19 protein-coding genes are annotated in these 20,999 nt (G+C 70.4%); 12 read left to right on the forward strand and 7 right to left on the reverse strand.

Translation table 11 applies throughout. The annotated features are described in order from the left end of the window. Positions 1 to 4: 4 nt before the first annotated feature. Entirely contained in the window at positions 5 to 877 is an 873-nt protein-coding gene (locus tag ACIRPU_RS29910) for a VOC family protein (RefSeq protein ID WP_362532871.1), read from the reverse strand. 162 nt (positions 878 to 1,039) lie between these two features. Between ACIRPU_RS29910 and ACIRPU_RS29915 the strand changes: the two genes are divergently transcribed. Together ACIRPU_RS29915 and ACIRPU_RS29920 are read left to right on the forward strand one after the other, a co-directional pair. Next, positions 1,040 to 1,900: an alpha/beta fold hydrolase gene (locus ACIRPU_RS29915; RefSeq protein ID WP_362532874.1), complete on the forward strand. Its 861-nt coding sequence runs from the start codon at positions 1,040 to 1,042 to the stop codon at positions 1,898 to 1,900. Positions 1,901 to 1,941: 41 nt separating this feature from the next. Continuing rightward, positions 1,942 to 2,544 (forward strand): TetR/AcrR family transcriptional regulator, encoded by a 603-nt coding sequence (locus ACIRPU_RS29920; RefSeq protein WP_403872676.1) that lies wholly within the window; start codon positions 1,942 to 1,944, stop codon positions 2,542 to 2,544. Positions 2,545 to 2,595: 51 nt separating this feature from the next. Here ACIRPU_RS29920 and ACIRPU_RS29925 read toward each other — a convergent pair whose 3' ends face one another. Then, the gene (locus tag ACIRPU_RS29925) at positions 2,596 to 4,197 is read right to left on the reverse strand and encodes an FAD-binding protein (RefSeq protein ID WP_403872678.1); all 1,602 of its coding nucleotides are present in this window, start codon (positions 4,195 to 4,197) and stop codon (positions 2,596 to 2,598) included. Between the two features lie 273 nt (positions 4,198 to 4,470). On the opposite strand from ACIRPU_RS29925, the gene ACIRPU_RS29930 reads away from it, so the two are divergent. From ACIRPU_RS29930 to ACIRPU_RS29945, 4 genes are all read left to right on the forward strand, one after another. Then, complete coding sequence (locus tag ACIRPU_RS29930) at positions 4,471 to 5,364, forward strand: 2-keto-4-pentenoate hydratase (protein WP_403872680.1); 894 nt, start codon at positions 4,471 to 4,473, stop codon at positions 5,362 to 5,364. After that, positions 5,361 to 6,323: an acetaldehyde dehydrogenase (acetylating) gene (locus ACIRPU_RS29935; RefSeq protein ID WP_403872682.1), complete on the forward strand. Its 963-nt coding sequence runs from the start codon at positions 5,361 to 5,363 to the stop codon at positions 6,321 to 6,323. The genes ACIRPU_RS29930 and ACIRPU_RS29935 overlap by 4 nt, the downstream gene beginning before the upstream one ends. Continuing rightward, positions 6,320 to 7,333, forward strand: a complete 1,014-nt coding sequence (dmpG, locus tag ACIRPU_RS29940) for a 4-hydroxy-2-oxovalerate aldolase (RefSeq protein ID WP_403872684.1) — start codon at positions 6,320 to 6,322, stop codon at positions 7,331 to 7,333. Before ACIRPU_RS29935 ends, dmpG begins: the two co-directional genes overlap by 4 nt. Before the next feature lie 259 nt (positions 7,334 to 7,592). Beyond that, positions 7,593 to 8,348: an IclR family transcriptional regulator gene (locus ACIRPU_RS29945; RefSeq protein ID WP_403872787.1), complete on the forward strand. Its 756-nt coding sequence runs from the start codon at positions 7,593 to 7,595 to the stop codon at positions 8,346 to 8,348. 82 nt (positions 8,349 to 8,430) lie between these two features. On the opposite strand, the gene ACIRPU_RS29950 is transcribed toward ACIRPU_RS29945, so the two are convergent. Then, positions 8,431 to 9,201 carry an SDR family NAD(P)-dependent oxidoreductase gene (locus ACIRPU_RS29950; RefSeq protein ID WP_403872686.1) on the reverse strand — a complete coding sequence of 257 codons (771 nt, stop codon included), beginning with the start codon at positions 9,199 to 9,201 and terminating at the stop codon, positions 8,431 to 8,433. Positions 9,202 to 9,204: 3 nt separating this feature from the next. Beyond that, positions 9,205 to 10,734 (reverse strand): long-chain fatty acid--CoA ligase, encoded by a 1,530-nt coding sequence (locus ACIRPU_RS29955; protein WP_403872688.1) that lies wholly within the window; start codon positions 10,732 to 10,734, stop codon positions 9,205 to 9,207. A 280-nt stretch (positions 10,735 to 11,014) separates the two neighbouring features. Between ACIRPU_RS29955 and ACIRPU_RS29960 the strand changes: the two genes are divergently transcribed. The 3 genes from ACIRPU_RS29960 to ACIRPU_RS29970 are packed head-to-tail and all read left to right on the forward strand — an operon-like array spanning position 11,015 to position 13,998. Beyond that, complete coding sequence (locus ACIRPU_RS29960) at positions 11,015 to 11,740, forward strand: enoyl-CoA hydratase/isomerase family protein (RefSeq protein WP_403872789.1); 726 nt, start codon at positions 11,015 to 11,017, stop codon at positions 11,738 to 11,740. 43 nt (positions 11,741 to 11,783) lie between these two features. Beyond that, positions 11,784 to 12,842 (forward strand): alcohol dehydrogenase catalytic domain-containing protein, encoded by a 1,059-nt coding sequence (locus ACIRPU_RS29965; protein WP_403872690.1) that lies wholly within the window; start codon positions 11,784 to 11,786, stop codon positions 12,840 to 12,842. A gap of 1 nt (position 12,843) precedes the next feature. After that, positions 12,844 to 13,998: an acyl-CoA dehydrogenase family protein gene (locus tag ACIRPU_RS29970; RefSeq protein WP_403872692.1), complete on the forward strand. Its 1,155-nt coding sequence runs from the start codon at positions 12,844 to 12,846 to the stop codon at positions 13,996 to 13,998. A 40-nt stretch (positions 13,999 to 14,038) separates the two neighbouring features. Here ACIRPU_RS29970 and ACIRPU_RS29975 read toward each other — a convergent pair whose 3' ends face one another. Continuing rightward, positions 14,039 to 14,746 (reverse strand): TetR/AcrR family transcriptional regulator, encoded by a 708-nt coding sequence (locus ACIRPU_RS29975; RefSeq protein ID WP_384124629.1) that lies wholly within the window; start codon positions 14,744 to 14,746, stop codon positions 14,039 to 14,041. Between the two features lie 209 nt (positions 14,747 to 14,955). On the opposite strand from ACIRPU_RS29975, the gene ACIRPU_RS29980 reads away from it, so the two are divergent. Next, complete coding sequence (locus ACIRPU_RS29980) at positions 14,956 to 16,950, forward strand: pyruvate dehydrogenase complex E1 component subunit beta (protein ID WP_403872694.1); 1,995 nt, start codon at positions 14,956 to 14,958, stop codon at positions 16,948 to 16,950. A 199-nt stretch (positions 16,951 to 17,149) separates the two neighbouring features. On the opposite strand, the gene ACIRPU_RS29985 is transcribed toward ACIRPU_RS29980, so the two are convergent. Beyond that, positions 17,150 to 18,196 carry a cyclase family protein gene (locus ACIRPU_RS29985; RefSeq protein ID WP_355707226.1) on the reverse strand — a complete coding sequence of 349 codons (1,047 nt, stop codon included), beginning with the start codon at positions 18,194 to 18,196 and terminating at the stop codon, positions 17,150 to 17,152. Between the two features lie 164 nt (positions 18,197 to 18,360). On the opposite strand from ACIRPU_RS29985, the gene ACIRPU_RS29990 reads away from it, so the two are divergent. Both ACIRPU_RS29990 and ACIRPU_RS29995 read left to right on the forward strand, forming a co-directional pair. After that, positions 18,361 to 18,759, forward strand: coding sequence for a nuclear transport factor 2 family protein (locus ACIRPU_RS29990; RefSeq protein WP_403872696.1), 399 nt, complete (start codon positions 18,361 to 18,363; stop codon positions 18,757 to 18,759). A gap of 46 nt (positions 18,760 to 18,805) precedes the next feature. After that, the gene (locus tag ACIRPU_RS29995; RefSeq protein ID WP_142270230.1) at positions 18,806 to 19,213 is read left to right on the forward strand and encodes a nuclear transport factor 2 family protein; all 408 of its coding nucleotides are present in this window, start codon (positions 18,806 to 18,808) and stop codon (positions 19,211 to 19,213) included. 60 nt (positions 19,214 to 19,273) lie between these two features. Here the strand turns inward: ACIRPU_RS29995 and ACIRPU_RS30000 are convergent, their stop codons facing one another. Further along, complete coding sequence (locus tag ACIRPU_RS30000) at positions 19,274 to 20,926, reverse strand: flavin-containing monooxygenase (protein WP_403872699.1); 1,653 nt, start codon at positions 20,924 to 20,926, stop codon at positions 19,274 to 19,276. Between the last annotated feature and the right edge of the window lie 73 nt (positions 20,927 to 20,999).

Consider the following 20,999-nt stretch of genomic DNA (forward strand, 5'->3'; position numbering starts at 1 on the left):
TCGATCAGCCGGCCGGCTGCGGCGGCGGCGTGAAGTGGTGGCCCCAGAACGCGCCGTCCGTGATCTCGTACACGGGGACGGGCTCCGGTACCTGCAGGCCGTTCCAGCCGAACTCGACGGCGTAGTTCTCCGGCGACCACACGTAGAACGACACCATGTGGTCGTTGGTGTGCTTGCCGAGCGAGTGCATCATCGGCACCTCGTACTCGGCGGCCCGGTCGAGGGCACGCCCGACGTCGTCCAGTGTCGCCCCCTCGACCATGAAGTGCAGCAGCCGCCCGGGACCCGGCATGGGGGTGACACCGAGCGTGTGGTGCCGTGAGTTGCACCCCATGAACCAGGTCGTGCCGGCCGGCGAGCGCATCGTGTTGCGCTCGATGAAGCCCAGGACGCCGACATAGAAGTCGAACGTGGCCCGGGCGTCCTCGGCGGAGACGATCGCGTGTCCGAAGCCCATGTCACCGGTGACGAACTTCGACACCAGCGGGGTGCGCACCGGCACATGGTCGAGGACGGTGCCGTAGAACAGCTCGACCGGGTTGCCGCCGGGGTCGTTGAACTTGACGAAGCCCGTGACCTTCCGCTCCGCCGCCTCGGCCTCGGTGCCGGCCGTCACCTTGATCCCGGCCTTCTCGACGTCCGCGACCAGCCGCGCCAGCTCCCGCTCGTCGAGGACCTCGAAGCCGAGCGCCGCCATCCCGCTCTGGGCCCCGGGCGAGACCACGATCCGGGCCGGGTAGTCGTCCATCCTGAAGGACAGCGACTCGGAGTCACCGCCCTCCACGGGCATCAGGCCGAGGAAGTCGGCGCCGAAGGTCTTCCACCGGTCGAGGTCGTTGGACTCAAGACGCAGGTACCCGAGGGAGCGAACACCCATCAGGCCCTCCCCTCACATGTGGTCAGTTCCGGGGCGGCCTGTCGGGCCCCGGTATCGGTATGTCCGCGACGGTAGACATCCTGGCGCTCCTGCCGCCGGGAGCGTCCCACTGATCGGGAGACGCACGACGACGGGCTTCTCCCGGGTGCGACGGTGACCGTCATGACACTCAGCCACGAGGACACCCTGCGCGAACTGCACACCGACGACGGCACCCTGCGCTACCACGAGGCGGGCGACGGACCCCCGTTGCTCCTGCTGCACGGATCAGGGCCCGGCGTGACCGGCTGGCGCAACTACCGGCACAACCTCCCCGTGCTCGCCCGTCACTTCCGTTGCCTGGCGCTGGAGTTCCCGGGCTTCGGGGTGAGCGACCCGACCGCCGAGAACCCGATGGCGGCCGGGCCCAGGGCGGTCCTGCGCTTCCTCGACGGCCTCGGCCTGGACCGCGTCGACGTCATCGGCAACTCCATGGGCGGGTACGTCGCCGTGGGGCTCGCGGTCGCCCACAAGGACCTGTTCCGCCGGGTCGTGACCATCGGCGGGGTGGGCCGCAACATCCTCTCCCCGGCGCCCAGCGAGGGGCTGAACCTGCTCGTGGAGTTCGCCGAGAACCCCACCCGGGACAACCTCGTCCAATGGCTGAGGGCGATGGTCCACGACCCCGCCCGGCTCACCGACGAGCTGATCGAGGAACGCTGGGCGAGTGCGACCGAGCCGGCGACGCTGGAGGCGTCCCGCCGGATCTACGGCCGTCAGGCGATGGCCGCGATCATGGCCGCCCAGTCCCACGACGACCGGCCGATCTGGGCCGCCCTGCACAAGGTCACCGCGCCCACGCTGCTGACCTGGGGCCGGGACGACCGGGTCACTCCGCTGGAGAACGCCCTGCTGCCGCTGCGCACCATCCCCAAGGCCGAGCTGCACGTGCTCCCGGACTGCGGGCACTGGGCGATGATCGAGCAGAAGGAAGCCTGGGAGAGCGCGGTGCTGGCCTTCCTGACCCGTCCGGAGGCCGACTGAGCGCTGACGGCGGGCACGGTCGACGACTCGGAGGTGACGACGTGGCGAGACCCGCGGAGACACGGCAGCCCGCTGCTCCGACGTCGAGCCGCCAGAGCGCCCGTCGGGTCCGCATCCTGCGCTCCGCCTCCGAACTCGGCGCGCGTGAGGGGCTGGCGAGCGTGCAGATGCACGACGTCGCCAGGGAGGCCGGCGTCGCGATCGCCACGCTGTACCGCTACTTCCCGTCCAAGCCCTACCTGTTCCTCGCGGTCCTCGAGTGGCACATCGAGCAGTTCCTCGGGGGCCGCGACGGTCGTCCGGCAGGCGCCGACGGGACGGCGGATCCCGCGAACGAGGTGGCCGAGACGCTCATCGCGCTGACCTGGAAGCTGCTGGGCAGCCGACTGCTGGCCTCCGCGGTGGCGCTGTCGTCGTTCCACGAGTACGCGAGCGCCGTCCCGGCCCGGATCGACATCGTCGACACCGCCCTGGGCCGGACGATCCTGCGCCTGCTCGGGCACCGCGCCGACGCCCGCAGCCGGGTGCGGCTGCTCGTCTACGGTTGGTGGGGCCTGTTCGTGGCCATGCTGACCGAGGAGATCTCCGCCGAGCGGGGAGAGGCCGACCTGCGTCTGGCCGCGCGGCTGATCGTCGCATCCTGAGAACGTGACCGTGCCCGGGACACCCGCGGTGTCCCGGGCAGCGCCGTGAGGTCAGTCCGTCGCCCCGGCGATGTCCAGGACGGCGAGGTAGGCGAAGGCGATACTGGAACCGATCGGGGTCCCCGCACCCGGGTAGACGCGTCCCGACATCGCGGCCGCGGTGTTGCCGCTCGCGTAGAGCCCGGGGATCGGCTGCCCGTCCGGCCGCAGCACGCGCGCGTGCTCGTCCGTCTTCAGCCCGCCCTTGGTGCCGATGTCGGCCGGGAGGATGGTCGCCACGTAGTACGGCGCGGTGTCGATCGGCAGCAGCAACGGGTTCGGCCACTCGGTCTCCGGCTTCGCCGGGAAGTTCTGCCGGGGGTCGGCCGCGAAGGGGACGATGTGGTGGAACATCTGGTCCCACACGCTCTCGCCGCGGTGGAACCGCTCGTCGACGCCGCTTCGCGCGTACCCGTTGAACTCCTCCACGGTCCGGCTCAGGGCGTCGAAGGGGACACCGATCAGCCGCGCCAGCTCCTCGAGGGTGTCGGCCTTCTTCAGCGCGCCCGACTCCAGCCACTCGGGGCGTACCGGTTCGTCGGGCGGGCCGCCGAAGCTGTCCCGGTCCATCAGACGCTGGTCGAAGATCCAGTGGGCCGGGATGTGACTGACGCCCGTGGAGTTGTGCCGGCGGAGGATCTCGTGCCCGACCTGGTCGTACGGCCGTGACTCGTTGACGAAGCGTTCGCCCGCGCCGTTGACCCAGATCCCGCCCCGGGTGCCCGTGTGGAAGACGGGCCGGCCGTCCGGCTGGACGAGCCCCGCCACGAACCAGGCCTCGTCGAGCAGGTCGGTGGCCGCGCCCACGGCGACGCCCGCCCGCAGGGCGTCACCCGTGTTGGCCTCGACCCCGTTCGACCACTCCCCGGTGAGGGGCGACTGGTGCTTCTCACGGAGCTCGCGATCGTGCTCGAAACCCCCGGCCGCGAGGATCACCCCCCGCGTGGCTCCGATCCGGACCCGTTCACCCTCGCTGACGGCCTCGATCCCGACGACCCGGCCGTCCTCGACGATCAGGTTCTCCAGTGCGGTGTTCAGCCGCAGCGTGCCGTTGCCCGTCTCCAGGAACGCCGCCAGCGCCCGGCCGGCCAGCGCCCGGCCGCCGGAGACGACCGGTCCTTCGTCGAAGCCCCACCGTTCGGTGGGAAGCGAGCGGCGGACGAGTCCGGCGTTCTCCTTGAGCTCCGCCAGTTCGAGGGGCAGCGGGAAGATCGTGTGCCCGGTGGGCGAGGCTCCCGGTGCCGACGTGAAGTAGTCCGGAACCAGCCCGTGGACGAACGACTGGAACCAGGGGTTCTTCTCCAGCTCGTCGATCAGCCCGACTCCGGCCGCCAGATACGCGTCCTGGAGAGCCTCCCGGGAGGGGTCGGCGACGATGTCCCGCAGGTACGCCCGGGCGTCGTCGACGTCGTCGCCGAGGCCGGCCCGCCGCAGCGGGGCGCAGCCGGGAAACCACACCCCCGCGCCGGAGTAGGCCATCGTGCCGCCCACCCGGTCGGTCTTCTCGATGACGAGCGTGCGCAGGCCACGCGCCGCCGCCACATACGCCCCGACCAGACCTCCGCCCGATCCTACGACGATCACATCGTAGGCATCCTCGTTGATGCTCACCATGACCTCCTCATGAATGCCACGTTCCTGGTGGGGAGTTGGGGACTGCGACCAGAGGCGGGGCGTCCCACGGTCCCGCCTGCCGCGGCGTCAAGGCCATCAGCCGTCCAGCGGTTCGCCCGCCGACGGTAACGAGCCATCGTCCCTGTGCCGTCCGGCCATCTCGCTCAGCGAGACCGCCCGTGGCCGGCTCCCCAGTCCCGCTGAGCGGAACGGTCCTCACTGCCGTACGCGACAGCCGATCAGGCTGGGGACAGGCACGAGTTGAGGATGCGAATGAGAGACGTTTGGGAACCGAAGGTCGTCGCGGACCGTGCGACCGCCGTGGCCGAGGCGGCCGCGCGACTCGCGGCCGCGGCCCGCGACCGGAAGCCGTGCGCGCCCGTGCGTGATCTGCTCGGTGCGCGGGACGTCAGCCTCGCGTACGCCGTTCAGCAGCGGGTCATCGGCGACCGGGTCGCCGCCGGGGCACGGGTCGTCGGTCGCAAGATCGGGCTGACGTCCGCATCGGTGCAGCGACAGGTCGGGGTCGACCGGCCCGACTTCGGCGTCCTGCTGGACGACATGGACGTCACCGCGCTGCCGGCCGTCCCCAGCGGGCGGCTGCTTCAGCCCCGGGTCGAGGCGGAGATCGCGTTCGTGCTCGCCGCCGATCTGGACGACGACGACCTCGACGTCGAACGGGTCCGGTCGGCGGTCGGACACGCCGTGGCCGCGCTGGAGATCGTGGACAGCCGGGTGGCCGACTGGGACATCGCGATCACGGACACGGTCGCCGACAACGCGTCCAGCGGCCTGTTCGTCCTTGGCCGACAGGCCGTCGGACTGGGGGAGTTCACGCCCCGGGACGTGACCATGCGGCTGTACGCCGACGGCGAGCTCGCGTCCGAGGGCGACGGCGCGGCCTGCCTCGGCGATCCGCTCGCCGCGCTGCTGTGGCTGGCGCGCACCGCCCGGGAGTTCGGCGACCCGCTGCGCGCCGGACAGGTCGTGCTCTCCGGAGCCCTGGGTCCGCTCGTCCCGACACCACCGGGCATCACCGTGCGGGCGGAGATGTCGGGCCTCGGCTCGGTGACGGCGACCTTCTCGCCCAGGAACCCGACGGACCCCGACTCCGCCCCCGCCCCCGCCCCCGCCCCCGCCCCCGAGGAATTCAAGGAACACGGATGACGAAGACCAAGGTGGCCGTTATCGGCTCCGGCAACATCGGCACCGACCTGATGATCAAGGTGTTGCGCCTGTCCGACACCCTGGAGATGGCCGCGATGGTGGGCATCGACCCGGACTCGGACGGGCTGGCGCGCGCCGCCCGCCTGAAGGTCCCCACCACCCACGAGGGGGTGGACGGCCTGATCCGCATGGACGGCTTCGACGACATCGGGATCGTCTTCGACGCCACGTCGGCGAAGGCTCACGTCGAGAACGCGAAACGGCTCGCCCTGTACGGCAAGCGCCTGGTCGACCTCACCCCGGCGGCCCTCGGACCCTATGTCGTGCCACCGGTCAACCTGGACGAGCGGCTGGACGCGGCCGGCGACGCCGTCGACAACCTCAACATGGTGACCTGCGGCGGGCAGGCGACCATCCCGATCGTCCACGCGGTCAGCCGTGTCACACCGGTGCCCTACGCCGAGATCGTCGCCTCGATCTCCTCGAAGTCGGCCGGGCCGGGGACCCGGGCCAACATCGACGAGTTCACCGAGACCACGGCCGGCGCCATCGAGAAGGTGGGCGGCGCCCGCCGGGGCAAAGCGATCATCGTCCTGAACCCGGCCGAACCGCCGCTGATCATGCGGGACACGGTGTACTGCCTGATCGGCGAAGCGGATCACGACGCGATCCGGGCCTCCGTCGAGGAGATGGTGGCCGCGGTGGCCGAGTACGTGCCCGGCTACCGGCTCAAGCAGAAGGTCCAGTTCACCCCGGTCCCCAACGGCGATCCGATGCACACCCTGCTGGCCGACGGCGACACCTCCACGCCGACCACCAAGGTCTCCGTCTTCCTGGAGGTGGAGGGCGCCGCCCACTACCTGCCGGCCTACGCCGGCAACCTCGACATCATGACCTCGGCGGCCTTGCGCGTCGCCGAACGCATCGCCCGGCGACTGACCACCGAGGTGACCAAGTGACCGCCACCCGAAGGCTCTACGTGCAGGACGTCACGCTCCGGGACGGCATGCACGCCATCCGGCACCGGATCACGCCCGAGTTCGTGGGCAAGATCTCCGCGGCACTCGACCAGGCGGGCGTGGACGCGATCGAGGTCGCGCACGGCGACGGCCTGGCCGGCGGCAGCCTCAACTACGGGCCGGGCAGCAACACCGACTGGGAGTGGATCGAAGCGGCCGCCGACGCCATCGACCGCGCGGTCCTCACCACCCTGCTCCTGCCCGGCATCGGCACCATCGTCGAACTCAAGCGGGCCTACGCCCTCGGCGTCCGGTCGGTGCGCATCGCCACCCACTGCACGGAGGCGGACGTCGCGGCCCAGCACATCTCCACCGCCCGGGAACTGGGCATGGACGTCTCGGGCTTCCTGATGATGAGCCACATGACGTCCCCGGAGACCCTGGCCGGCCAGGCCAGGCTGATGGAGTCCTACGGCGCGCATTGCGTCTACGTCACCGACTCGGGGGGCCGGCTGACCATGGACGGGGTGCGCGAGCGCATCCGCGCCTACCGGGACGTACTCGACCCGGACACCCAGATCGGCATCCACGCACACGAGAACCTCTCCCTCTCGGTGGCGAACTCCGTGGTGGCGGTGGAAGAGGGGGTGACCCGGGTCGACGCCTCGCTCGCGGGACAGGGCGCGGGCGCGGGGAACTGTCCGATCGAGCCGTTCATCGCCGTCGCCAACCTCTACGGCTGGAAGCACGACTGCGACCTGTACGCCCTGCAGGACGCCGCCGAGGACCTGGTCCGCCCGCTCCAGGACCGGCCGGTGCGCGTCGACCGGGAAACTCTCACCCTGGGCTATGCCGGGGCCTACTCCAGCTTCCTGCGCCACGCCGAGGCCGCGGCGGAGCAGTACGGCCTCGACGCCCGCACCATCCTGGAGGAGGTCGGCAGGCGCGGCCTCGTCGGCGGGCAGGAGGACATGATCGTGGACATCGCCCTCGACCTCACCCACGGCTGACGCCGACAGGATGTACCGCTCTCCGGAAGGATTCTTCCGGGGGAGCGGTACATTTTTGCGTTGTCCAAAGAATGGACCGTACGCTCCAATGAATCGGTGCACGACTCTTTCTTTGCGGGCCGCGGCATTGATACCTTGACGCCGGCGCCGAACTAGAATTGATTTCAGTTTGATCAGAGAGGCACCGACGATGACGTCTGCCCTTCGCCTGAGCTCGCCATCCTCCGTGGTCGACGGGCCTGCGTTGCCTCCGTCGATGATGGAGCGCGTGACGCTGATCATGGACCTTTTCACCCGTCCGCAGACCCATCTGACGCTCGAAACGGTGTCCCGCCGGACACACCTGCCGCGCTCGACCACGCATCGCATACTCGACCAGTTGGTCCGGCTGGACTGGCTGCGCCATACGGTGGCCGGATACACGCTGGGAACGCGGGCGCTCGGCCTGGGGGGCCGGGAGATCGGGCACAGCGCGCTGCGGGCCGCTGCCGCACCCCACCTGCTGGACCTGGCCGTGCGTACCAGGATGGTCGTGCATCTGGCCGTGCTCGACGGGCCGGACATCTACTACCTGGACAAGGTGGGGGGCCGGGCGGCGGTGGACATACCGTCGAAGGTCGGGGGCCGTGCCATCGCGCACTGCACCGGGCTCGGCAAGGCCATGCTCGCCTGGCTGAGCCCGGAGGAGATCGACGCGCGGTACGCGCAGGTGATCGAGCGTCGTACCCACCACAGCATCGGGCGCCTCGACCAACTGCACCGCGAGCTGGGCCTGGTGCGCCGCCGCAACGGACTGGCGATCGACCGGGGCGAGTGTTTCCCCGACCTCGGCTGCGTCGGCCTCGCGCTGTGCGGGCCGGAAGGACCGGTCGGGGCGATATCGGTGGTCGGAGACGGCCGCTCCTCACTGGAACTCGTGGCCCCGCTGGTGGTCAACGCGGTGCGGGCCGTCTCCGAGGACCTCTTCGGCGCGGCGGAGTCGCACCGCCGGGACGTGCCGGACGTCGTCGGATAGTCGGACCGAGGAGAGCCGCCCTGGTGGGACCCGGGGCGGCTCTCCTCGGTCCGGGTGCGTCACCCGGCTACCCGCGAGGCTCTCACCAGGCGGTCCAGCCGCCGTCCACGGTGAGCGTCGTACCCGTGACGAACCGGGAGGCGTCAGAGGCGAGGAACACCGCCGCCCCGCCCAGTTCCTCGACGCTGCCCACCCGGCCCAGGGGAGTGCCCCGCACGATGCGCTCGCCCCACTTGCTGTCCAGCAGGCCCGAGCTGAGATCCGTGCGGAAGTAGCCGGGAGCGAGGGCGTTGACGCGCACGCCCCGGTCCGCCCACTCGACGGCGAGCGCCTTGGTGAGCGCCTCGACGCCCCCCTTGCTGGCGGCGTACGCGGCGATCCGCTCGAAGCCGGTGCTGGCGTGCACCGACGACACGTTGACGATCGAGCCGGACCCCTGCTCCAGCATGACCTTGCCGGCCTCCCGGCAGCAGTAGAAGGTGCCCTGGAGGTTGATGTCGAGCACCCGCCGCCAGTCCTCGTCGGTGACGTACTCGCTGCGGGTGAAGTGCGGGCTGACGCCGGCGCAGTTGACGACGGCGTCCAGTCGTCCCGTCGCACCGGTGATCCGTCCGACCGTCGTGCGGACCGCGTCCGGGTCGGCGATGGAACCCGGCAGCACCAGCACCTTGCCGCCGTACCCGGCGAGTTCGGCCTCCAGACTCTCCAGGTCGGCGGTCGTACGGGCGGTCACCGCCACGTCCGCCCCGGCCTGGGACAGGGCGACCGCGATCGCCCGGCCGAGGCCCTTGCCCGCGCCGGTCACCCAGGCGGTTCTGCCGTCGAGGCGCAGATCGGTGTTGACGTCGGCCATGGTTCAGCCCTCCGCGGGGATGTCGCGCAGGGTCCGCTTGAGGACCTTGCCCGAAGGGGTACGGGGAAGTTCGTCGACGATGTCGAAGCGGGCCGGCACCTTGAACTTGGCCAGGCGTTCCCGGCAGAACTCCCGCAGCTCGTCCGCCCCGGCGTCCCCTCCGGGCCGGAAGACCACGAAGGCGCGGGGGACCTCGCCCCAGCGGGGGTGGGCCAGGCCGACCACGGCGGCCTCCAGGACGGCCGGGTGCTCGTACAGCACACGCTCCACCTCGGGCGTGGCGATGTTCTCCCCGCCCGAGACGATCATGTCCTTCTTGCGGTCGTCGATGTAGAGGAAGCCGTCCTCGTCGACGTGCCCGATGTCCCCGGTGTGGAACCAGCCGTCCCGCAGCGCCGCGGCGGTGGCCTTCTCGTCGCGCCAGTAGCCCGCGAAGACCTTCGGGCCGCGCAGCGTGATCTCGCCCAGTTCGCCCGCCGTGACCTCCCCGCCGGTGTCGTCGACGATCCGCACGCGCGTGTGCGGCACGGGTCGGCCGACCGAGCCCAGCTTGGACAGCGCGTGCTCGCGGTCGAGGAAGGTGTCGCCGGACACGGTCTCGGTGAGGCCGTAGGCGTCGGCGTACCAGGCGTTGGGGAAGGCGGTCATGATGCGCCGCAGCACCGGCTCGGGCGTCTTCTCGCCGCCACCGAGGATGAAGCGCATCGAGGTGGTGTCGTAGGACTCGCGGTCCGGGACCTCAAGGACGGCGTTGACCATGGCGGGGGCCAGCCAGGCGTTGGTGACGCGGTGCTCCTGGATCGCGCGCAGGACGCCCTCCGGGTCGAACTTCCGCTGCAGGACCACGCCGCCGCCCGCATGGAGGACTCCGAGGGCGGGCATGTCCAGGCCGCCGACGTGGTAGAGCGGGCCCGCCACGAGCGTGGTGTCCTGCGCGGTCAGACCGAAGTGGACGATGTGCGCGAGGTTCTTGGCCTCCAGGTTTCCGTAGGTGATGCGCACGCCTTTGGGCCGCGAGGTGGTGCCGGAGGTGTACATCAGTCGTTGCAGGTCGTGCGGCTCGACGTCCACGGGGGCGATGCGCGCTCCCTGGTGCCGGCCGAGCAGCGTCTCGTAGCCGGTCCACTCGGGCGAGGGTTGGCCGTCCACCAGGATCCGGTGCTCCAGGTCGGCCAGCTCACCGGCGATGCGGTCGGCGGGGCGGACGAACTCCGGCTCGGTGACGATCGCCTTCGCCTGCGCGTGGCCCAGGATGTACGCCCATTCCTCTTCGGACAGACGGTAGTTCAGCGGCAGGAAGACCGCCCCGATGCGGTTGGCGGCGTAGACCAGTTCCAGGAACTCCGGCCTGTTGTAGAGCAGCAGAGCCACGACGTCCCCGCGCCCGACGCCCAGTTCCGTCAAGCCGGCGGCCAGTTGGTTGACCCGCTCATGGAGGCGGCGCACCGTCAGCCGGGAGTCCTCCTGGGTCACGGCCACGGCGTCCGGCCGCTGGGCCAAGTGGTAATCGAGGATGCTCGAGAAATTGTGCACGGCTCTCTCTCGCTCTGTTTCCGGGTGGCGAATGCGGCCCCGCCACGACTCATGGGGAACGGCGGATTCCGACCGGTCGGTTGCCCGCTCACAAGATTTAGTGTACCTCTTGGTCTATAAAACCTGTGTGCCGAACTGTACGACGGCGCGTACGCATCGACAACCGTCCCCGCAGCCGCGATACGTGCGGCTTCCGCCGACGAGGAGGCCCCCTGTGCCACCACGTGTCCGCCTCGACACCGAGGGATCCGTCGCCACGGTCCGTCTCGACCATCCGCCGATGAACGCCTTCGACACCGCACAGCGGGAGGAACTGGCCGCCCTGGTGCGTCGGCTCGCCGACTCCCGTGAGGTGCGCGCCGTGGTGCTGTACGGCGGTGAGCGGCTGTTCGCCGCCGGAGCGGATGTGAAGGCGCTGGCCCTGATGGATCCCGAGGAGGTCAGGGGCTGGAACCGGGCGCTCCAGCGGACCTTCGACGAGGTCGCCCGGCTGCTCGTGCCGGTCGTCGCGGCGATCACCGGGTACGCGCTCGGCGGCGGCCTCGAACTGGCGCTCGCCGCCGACTACCGAGTGGCGGCCGACGACGCCCTCCTCGGCCAGCCGGAGGTGCGGCTCGGCATCATTCCGGGCTCGGGCGGCACCCAGCGGCTGACCCGGCTGATCGGCCCGTCGCGGGCCAAGAACCTGCTGATGACCGGCCGCCGGGTGAGCGCCGACGAGGCGCTGCGACTCGGGCTGGTGGACGAGGTCGTCCCGGCGGGCGAAGTGCACGGCACCGCCCTGCGCTACGCCCAGCGGCTCGCCGCGGGGCCGGACGCGGCCCTGGAGGCGATCAAGGAGGCCGTGGACCACGGCGCCGATGCCGGCCTGTCCGCCGGGCTCGCCCTGGAACGAGCCCTGTTCACGGGGGTCTTCGGCACGGCGGACGCCGCCACCGGCATCCAGTCCTTCCTGGAACACGGCCCCGACCAGGCCCGCTTCGAAGGGCCCGCGCGCGACAGCTAGGCCCGCCGCAGGGGGGTGTGTACGACACGAAAGGGTGGAGAACATGAAGGCACTGCGCTGGCACGGCGCACGCGATCTGCGGCTGGAGGAAGTACCGGACCCGCCTGAACCGCGGCCGGACGAGGCCGTGGTGGAGGTGTCCTGGTGTGGAGTGTGCGGCACGGACCTGCACGAGTTCCTCGAAGGGCCGCACATGATCCGCAACGGTCCGCACCCGCTCACCGGTGCCAGCCCGCCCCTCGCCCTCGGTCACGAACTGAGCGGCACCGTCGTCGCGTTGGGCACTGCCGTGCCGGGCGTTGGGGTGGGCGACCGGGTGACCGCCGACCCCGTCTGGCGGTGCGGAGTCTGCTATTGGTGTGTGCGGGGCGAGTACCACATCTGCCCCAAGAGCGGCTCGGTGGGCCTCGCCTCACCGGGTGGCTTCGCCGACCGCGTCACCGTCCCGCTCGCGGGGCTCACCCGGCTTCCCGACAACGTGAGCGACGAGATGGCGGCCGTCGCCGAACCGCTCGCGGTCGGCCTGCACGCCGTCACCCGGGCCGGCGTCCGGCCGGGCGACAACGTCCTGGTCGTCGGCGGCGGTCCCATCGGCTTCGCCGTCGTCCTCGCGGCCCGGCTCGCGGGCGCCGCCGGGCTCTATGTGAGCGAACCCCTGAAGGAACGCCGGGAGAAGCTCCTCGCCCTCGGTGTCACGGAGGCCTTCGACCCGCGCGAGACCGACGTACGCCGTGCGGTGTTCCTGAAGACCGGCCGCATCGGCCCCGACGTCGTCATCGACGCCACCGGAGTGCCCGCGCTCGCCGCACAGGCCGTCTCCACCGCCCGGCGCGGCGGACGAGTCGTGCTGGCCGGGGTCGGGCACGGCAGCGTCGAGTTCGACATGGGGCAACTCGTCTTCTACGAGCGGTCCGTGCTCGGCACCCTCGGCTACAACTTCGACATCGCCCGGGTGATCGACCTGATGAGCACCGGGCGTCTGGACGCCTCGCCGCTGATCACCGGGCGTTTCTCGCTCTCGGAAGGTGCTGGTGTCTTCGCGGACCTGGCCGCCGACCGCGCCAAGCACCTGAAGGTGCTGCTGACCCCGAAGGGACTGTGACATGGATTTCGACCTGCCGGAGGAGACGCGGGACCTTCAGGACATGGTCCGGGAGTTCGCGGCCAAGGAGATCACCCCCAACGCGGCCGAGTGGTCGGAGAACGAGCAGTTCCCGACGCACGTCTTCACCAAGCTCGGCGAACTCGGCCTGATGGGCATGCTCGTGCCCGAGGAGTACGGCGGCGCCGGTTCCGACACCGTCTCCTACGTCGCCGTCATGGAGGAACTCGGCGCCGCGGACCAGTCGGTGGCCTCCTCGTGGAACGCGCACTCCACCATCGCCACGCTTCCGCTGCTGGCCTACGGCACCGAGGAGCAGAAGCATCGCTGGCTGGCCCCGCTGGCCCGGGGCGAGGCGATCGGCGCGTTCGGGCTGACCGAGCCCGGAGCCGGTTCCGACGCCGCCGGCATCACCACCACCGCCCGTCGCGCGGACGGGGGGTGGGTGATCAACGGCACCAAGATGTTCATCACCAACGCCGGCACCGACATCAGCCAGGGCGTCACGCTGCTGGCGACGACCGGCAAGGGCGAGGACGGGCGGAAGAGGTTCGCCACGTTCTACGTGCCGACCGGCACGCCCGGTTACACGTGCGGGGCCAAGCTGAAGAAGCTCGGCTGGCATGCCATGGACACGAGGGAACTGGTCTTCGAGGACTGCTGGATCTCCGACGACCATCTCATCGGCGAGGAGGGCAACGGGCTGCGCCAGTTCCTCTCCGTCCTCGACAAGGGGCGGATCAGCGTCGCCGCCCTGGGGCTGTCGCTGGCCAAGGCGGCGCTCGCCCTGGCCGTCAAACACGCCACGGAGCGGCACCAGTTCGGCCGTCCGCTGTCGGCGTTCCAGGCGGTGGCACACAAGATCGCCGACATCGGCACGGAGTTCGAGGCCGCCCGGTGGATGGTCTACCGGGCCGCCTGGCTCGCCGACCAGGGGCGGCCGCACAGCACGGAGGCCGCCATGGCGAAGCTGTACGCCTCCGAGGTCGCCAACCGTGCCGCCTCCCAGGCTTTGCAGATCCACGGCGGCTACGGGTACATCCGGGAGTCGGAGATCTCGCGGTTCTACGCCGACGCCAAGATCCTGGAGATCGGCGAGGGTACGAACGAGATCCAGCGCGACGTCATCGCCAGGGCGCTGGTGAAGCGGGCGTGAGAGCCGAAGGGCCCGCGGCGTGTGCCGCGGGCCCCGGGGCTCAACTCGCCAGGGCGGCGGATCGCCACGCGGCTTCGGGGTCGAGCGGCAGATCGGGACGGTCGCGCTTGAACGCCTCCGCCCCCTCCTCCACGGCGGGCAGGGCGGCCTCGGGCGCGCCGAACCCGCGCAGCAGGGTGTCGCAGAACTCGCGCGACAGATACGCGGCGTCCCAGCGGCCGCCCGGCTTCACCCACTGGTAGGTGTGATTGTGCAGGTTCAGGAACTGCAGGGTGGCCACGTGCGGGTCGACCGCGCGGAATCCGCCCCGCTTCATGGCCTCCGTGAGCAGTCCCCTGACCAACTGCTCGAACTCGGCGCGCTGGCCGAGCAGGGTCCGGAGGTGGTCGCCGGTGAGGCTGCGGTAGTCGTGCTCGTAGACCCAGATGTGGTCGAGCCTGCGGAAGATGATGGTCAGCAGCGATTCGGACAACAGGCGCAGCCGCAGCAGGGGATCCGCGTCGAGGTCGGCGATCTGCCGGGCCCGGGACAGCAGTGGGGCCATCACCCGGGACTGGATCTCGATCAGCAGGTTCTCCTTGGAGTCGATGTAGTAGTACAGCGCTCCTTTGGCGAGCCCGACCGCCCGGCCCAGGTCGTTGACGGAGGTCCCCGCGTAGCCCTGCCGGGCGAACAGCTCGGCGGCCGTGTCGATGATCTTCTGGCGTCTGGCCTCGAAGCCCGGCCCGTGGCCCGGTGGTCTGGGCATTGCTGCTCTCCCCGCCTGATATGTCGACGTTTCGGTACGACATGTCCCGTGCCCCGCATCCGGACGGCGTCGGGCGCATCCGGGGGGAAGCGGGCCCGGGACATCGTTTCTCTTGCGCATGAAGCAGTTTGCTAGACCAGACGGTACATTAAAAGTAGGACTCAGACGGTGCGGCCTTGTGCCGCCCGGCGAGCATTGCGAGGACGCGCATGACGACTGAGGCACCGCGGCACACCATGACCGGATCCGCGCATGCGGATCAGCTCCTGGAGATGTACCGCCGGATGCGCCGTATCCGGCGATTCGAGGAGCGGGCATCCGAGCTGTACAAGGCGACGGAGATTCCCGGCTTCCTGCATCTGTCGATCGGTCAGGAGGCCAGCGCCGTGGGCACCTGCTGGCCGCTCGGCGCGCGGGACGGCATCACCTCCACCCACCGTGGCCATGGGCACGTCCTGGCCAAGGGGCTGGACTCGGCGTCCATGATGGCCGAGTTGATGGGCAAGGAGGCCGGGACGTGCCACGGCCGCGGAGGTTCGATGCACATCGCCGACCCCGGTCTCGGCATATACGGCGCCAACGGGATCGTCGGGGCCGGCCTCCCGATCGCCACGGGCGTCGCCACCGCGGCCAAGCTGCGGGCCGCGGGAGACGTGGTGGTGGCGTTCTTCGGGGACGGCGCCGTCGCGCAGGGCATGTTCCACGAGGCCGTCAACCTGGCGGCCGTATGGGACCTGCCGGTCGTCTTCCTGTGCGAGAACAACCACTACTCCGAGTTCTCGCCCGCCGCCGAACAACACCGGGCCCCGCTGTCCGCCCGCGCGGCGGGCTACGGCATCGGTTACGCGCATGTCGACGGCAACGACGTCCTCGCGGTGGCCGGGTTGATGACCGACGTGGTCGGGCGGTTGCGGGCGGGTGGCGGTCCGGTCCTGGTGGAGGCGGAGACGTACCGCTGGCACGGCCACTACGAGGGTGACCCGGAGCGCTACCGCAGTCCCGAGGAGGTGGCCGCCGCCAAGGAGCGCGACCCCCTCCTGGTGGCCCGCCGGCACCTGGCGTCGGCGGGAGTCGAGGCCGCGCAGGCCGACGCGGTCGACGAGGAGATCGACAAGGAGATCGAGGCGGCGGTGCAGTGGGCCAGGAGCCTGCCCGAGCCGGCCCCGGAGAGCCTGTACGACTTCGTCTCGGCGCCGCGTCCCGCCGTACCCGAGCCCGCACCGGCCGACGGTGAGATCTTCCGCTCCATGGACGCCGTACGGCTCGCGCTGGAGCACGAACTCACCGCCGACCCCACCGTGTTCGTCGCCGGCATCGACGTCGGCGCGGGCGGCAACGTCTTCGGGCTCACCCGGGGGCTGGCGCAGGCCTTCCCGGGGCGGGTGCGGGACACCCCGATCAGCGAGAGCGCGATCCTGGGGACGGCGGTCGGGGCGGCGATGGCGGGGATGAAGCCGGTCGTCGAGATCATGTACATGGACTTCATCGGCGTCTGCCTGGACATGCTGCTCAACCAGGCCGCCAAACTGCGCTTCATGACCGGCGGCCGGGCCTCCATGCCCCTGGTGGTGCGCACCCAGTTCGGCGCGGGCCGCTCTTCCGGCAGCCAGCACTCGCAGAGCCTGGAGGCGCTGCTCGCCCACATCCCCGGGCTGACCGTGGTGATGCCGTCCAACCCGGCCGACACCTATGGCCTGCTGCGCGCCGCCATCCAGGACCCCAACCCGGTCGTCTTCGTGGAGAACCGGCTCCAGTACGGCTTCAAGGGCCCGAAGCCGCCGGTGGGCCACATGATCCCGCTGGGCAAGGCGAAAGTGGTCCGCGAAGGCACCGACATCACGCTCGTCTCCTGGTCGCGGATGGTCCAGGACGCCCTGGCCGCAGCGGAGCTGCTCGCCGCGGAGGGCGTGAGCGTGGAGGTGATCGACCTGCGCACGATCGCCCCGCTGGACCGGGAGACGGTTCTCGCCTCCCTCGCCAAGACCAATCGCCTGGTCATCGCGCACGAGGCGGTACGGGATTTCGGCGTGGGCGCCGAGCTGGCCGCCCTCGCCGTCGACGAGGGGTTCTGGCATCTGGACGCGCCCGTCACCCGGGTGGCGCCGCCGGCGATGCCCGCTCCGTACGCCCCTTCGCTGGAACGGCTGTGGCTGCCCTCGAGCGACACCATCGCCGAGACGCTGCGGCGGATCGCGGCGGTGTGAACGAACCGCCGGCCGGATGACGGGCCGGACGAAGGGAAGGCGTGGGCGCGTCCGGGAGGGCGCGCCCACTGCGTGGCCACAGGGCAAGGGGATGCCCCAGGACCGAAGTCCTGGGGCATCCCCTTGCGGTCCGCCGTCGGCCCGGCCAGGCCGGCAGGACAAGGCGTGGGCCGTCGGCGGAACCGGTCCCGCCCGTGCCTCAGACGGTCGCGACCGGCGTGAGCGGGCTGCCCTGTGTGCCCGGGAGGTTGAGCGGCGGCGCGGTGAGCAGGAAGCGGCTCCGGTCGTGCTCGCGCAGCCAGGCCGCGAGGTCGTGCAGATACCAGAGCTCGCCCAGCGGGACGCCGAGCTTGAACAGGCACAGGTGGTGGATGGGGAGCAGGGTGTGCGGACCCTGTGCCTGAGTGACGCCGACGCCCTCGACCGCGTAGTTGTCGGCCACCAGCCCCGCTATCCGCGACTCGGCGATCCAGTCGAGCAGCGCCGGGTCGTCCGCGTCGAGGTAGGAGGCGGTCTGGTGGATGGCCACGGGGTCGGGGTTCTTCCCCCAGGCCAGGAGCTGGGTGGCGAAGCCCGTGTGCAGCAGGAGGATGTCACCGGGCTCCACGACGACGTTGTCCGCCGCCATGATCTCCTTGAGCTTCGCCAGGTTGACCGGCTGGTGGCCGGTGCCCAGGTGATGGGCGAGGTCGATCAGGACGCCCCGGCCCTGGACGCCGTGCTCCGCCATGTGCTCCAGGCCCAGGTGGCGCGCGAAGCCGATGCTTCCGCTGCCGTCGCCCTTGGCGTCCTCCGCGGGCCCGACGATGTCGGTGCCGGGCCGGAAGCCGTTGTAGTACACCGGCTCGGCGATCCCGTCGCCGTCGGCGTCGAACTCGGCGCCCTGGTGCGCGAGGGCGTCCCACTGGGTCGAGTACTGCAGCCAGAGGGTCACCACGTCGTCGGACCACACGTCGATCAGGTCCGGCGAGAAGTGCTGGCTCGCCCGGATGTTGTAGAAGACGTCCTGCTGGTGCTGGAGGTCCTCGGTGGGCCGCAGGATCGGCGGGTACCGGCGCTGGTTCAGGGAGGAACCGCCCGGATAGTCGAGCGGCAGGCTCAGACTGAACGCGATCCCGTGCTCGACCTCCCGCACGCCCTGAAGGACCTTCTCGGGCGTCATCAGGTTGATCCGGCCCAGCTCGTCGTCCTCACCGAACTCGCCCCACGTCGAACCCGGCGGCCGCTGCTTCCAACGCTTCGTCACGATAACGCCCTCCTCAAGTGACAGTCCCCGTCGACGGTCACCCGCATGCTATTTGCAATGTACCGATCGGTCAACAAGCGTGATTGCTTGTATCCGGGGGGTTCTTATCACCCGCTCGCCAGTAATAGACTGACTGGTCGAAACGTCTATCCCTTGGAGAGGCAATGAGCGAATCCACACAGGCGTGGGTCGTGGCGGGCGTGCGCGCCGTGATCGGGGCGCACACGCAGGCCCAGGACGCCGGCCGCACCGACGACGTCGTCGCGCTGTACACACCCGACGGGGTCCTGGAGCTACCGGGCACGGACCCCCTCCAGGGACACGACGCGCTGCGTGCCGCCTTCAAGGAGTGGGCCCCGGCCAAGCCGCAGCTGCACCTGGTGACCAACACGGTCGTCACGCCGTCCGGCGAGGACGAGGCGACGGCGACGAGCGACGTGGCCTTCCTCCAGCGCGCCGAGACGGGCTGGGCGGTGCAGGTCGTCGGGCACTACGACGACAGTCTGCGCCGGGTGGACGGCACCTGGTTGCTGACGCGCAGGAAGACGACGTACCAGGTCTGAGGACCGCGGGCACGGACCGCACCACCCCCTTCAACCTTGGAGTGAGATGAGTACGACTTCTGCCGACGCCGGGGCGTCGGTCGCGGCCGGCGTGGAGGCCGCGGTGGCCGCCTACGCGCAGGCGCTGGACGCGGGCCGCAACGACGACATCGCCGAGCTGTTCGTCCCCGACGGGGTCGCCGAGATCGCCGGCGTCGCCACCTTCGAGGGCCGGGACGCCATCCGCGAGGGCTATGCCGCCTTCGCGCCGACGCAGCCGCAGCTGCACCTGACGGCGAACACGGTCGTCACCTCGTTCACCGGGGACGAGGCCACGGCGGTCAGCAACCTGGCGTTCCTCCAGCGCGGTGAGTCGGGCTGGGCGGTGCAGCTCGTCGGCCGCTACGACGACACGCTGCGCCGGGTCGACGGCACATGGAGGTTCAGCCGCAGGGTCACGACGTTCCTGCCGTAACCGGCCCTCGGGACCCCGGAACGCCCGTACCGCACCAGGCGGTACGGGCGTTCCGCGCGCTCAGGCCGTGGCCTCCTCCTCCGCCGCGTCCTGGGCCTTGGAGAAGGCGAAGGCGGGGAAGTCGTTCTGGACGGACTCGCGGATCAGCTCCTGGAGCTTCCAGCGTCCGGTCGGGTTCAGCAGCTGCTTGACCGGCTTGCCGGGGATGTTGGCGCCGTAGAAGTAGCTGCTCTTGAGGAAGGACGACTGCCCCGCGCTGTCGTTGACGAGGTCCGTCCACTCCTCCTCGGCGGCGGCCGTCACCTCGACGACGTCATGGCCGTAGTCGCGCGCGTGGACGAGCAGGTCCATGACGTACTCCACCTGGTCGCCGGAGTAGCGCGGGTTGTTGCCCAGCGCCCCGTGCGGTCCGCCGGGGAAGTAGAAGTTGGGGAAGCCGGCGGTCGTGACCCCGAGATACGTGGACGGGCCGTCCGCCCAGTACTCCTCCAGCGGGAGGCCTCCACGGCCGCGCACGCCGAGGCGGTTGAGGGCGCCGGTGCCGAAGTCGTAGCCGGTCGCCCAGATGATGAGGTCGAACTCCTGGTGGCCCTCGGCGGTCTCGATCCCGGTCTCGGTGATGCGGACGATCGGCGTCTCGTTGATGTCGACGAGTTCGACGTTCGGCTTGTTGTACGCCTCGTAGTAGCCGGTGCCGAAGGGAGGCCGGCGGCCGCCGTAGCCGTGTCCCTTGGGGATCAGCTTCTCGGCCGTCGCGGGATCCTTGACGATGGAGCGGATCTTGGTGCGGATGAACTCGCACCACTCCTCGTTGACCGTGGGGTTCGTGGTCATGTCGTAGTAGTGCTCGGACAGCTTGGTGAAGCCCGGGCCGTTCCACCTCGTCTCGTAGAACTCCTGGCGCTGCTCCGGGGTGTCATCGAGGCCCGAGCGCATGGTGATCTGGTGGAGGAAGCCGCTGGGCGAGGCGTTGAGGGTGTCCCTGACGGTCTCGTAGTCGCTCTTGAGGCCGGCCTGCTCCTCGGGCGTGATCGGCCGGTTGTTCAGCGGGGTGAGCCAGTCGGCCACCTTCTGGTACACCGTCAGCTTGGCGACCTCGTCGGCGATCGCGGGCACGATCTGGACGCCACTGGATCCGGTGCCGATCTGGGCCACGCGCTTGCCGGTGAAGTCCACGGGCGTCTTGGGCCAGCGGCCGGTGTGGTGCTGCTCACCGCGGAAGTCCTCGCGGCCCGGGATGCCGGGCACGAACGGCACGGAGAGGATTCCGGTCGCGGCGACCACATGGCGTGCCCGGTGCAGGGACCCGTCCTCGGTGCGCACCGTCCAGGTGCCGGCCGTCTCGTCCCAGACGGCCGAGGTCACCTTCGCGCCGAACGAGATGTGGCGTCGCAGGTCGAACCGGTCGACCACGTAGTTGAAGTAGCGCTCGATCTCCGGCTGGCCGGCGAAGTGCTCCGACCACTCCCACTCCTCCCACAGCTCCTTCGAGAACAGGTAGCCGTAGGTGTAGCTCTCGGAGTCGAAGCGCGCTTGCGGGTAGCGGTTCCAGTACCAGGTGCCGCCCACCCCGCTGCCCGCCTCGAGCAGCTTCACCGAGAATCCGGACTCCCGGGCTCGGTGCAGTTGGTAGATGCCGGTGACTCCGGCGCCGATGACCAGTACGTCGACGAGGCCCTGGTCCGCCGGGCCCGTCTTCGTCGTTTCGCTCATGTGCTCTCCCGCGTGAGCCTGATTCATATGTCGACCGGTCGATCGAATATTGAGGGCGAGACTAGAGGAGGGG

It is taken from the genome of Streptomyces sp. NPDC102259 (genome assembly GCF_044766465.1).
Taxonomy (GTDB): Bacteria; Actinomycetota; Actinomycetes; order Streptomycetales; family Streptomycetaceae; genus Streptomyces.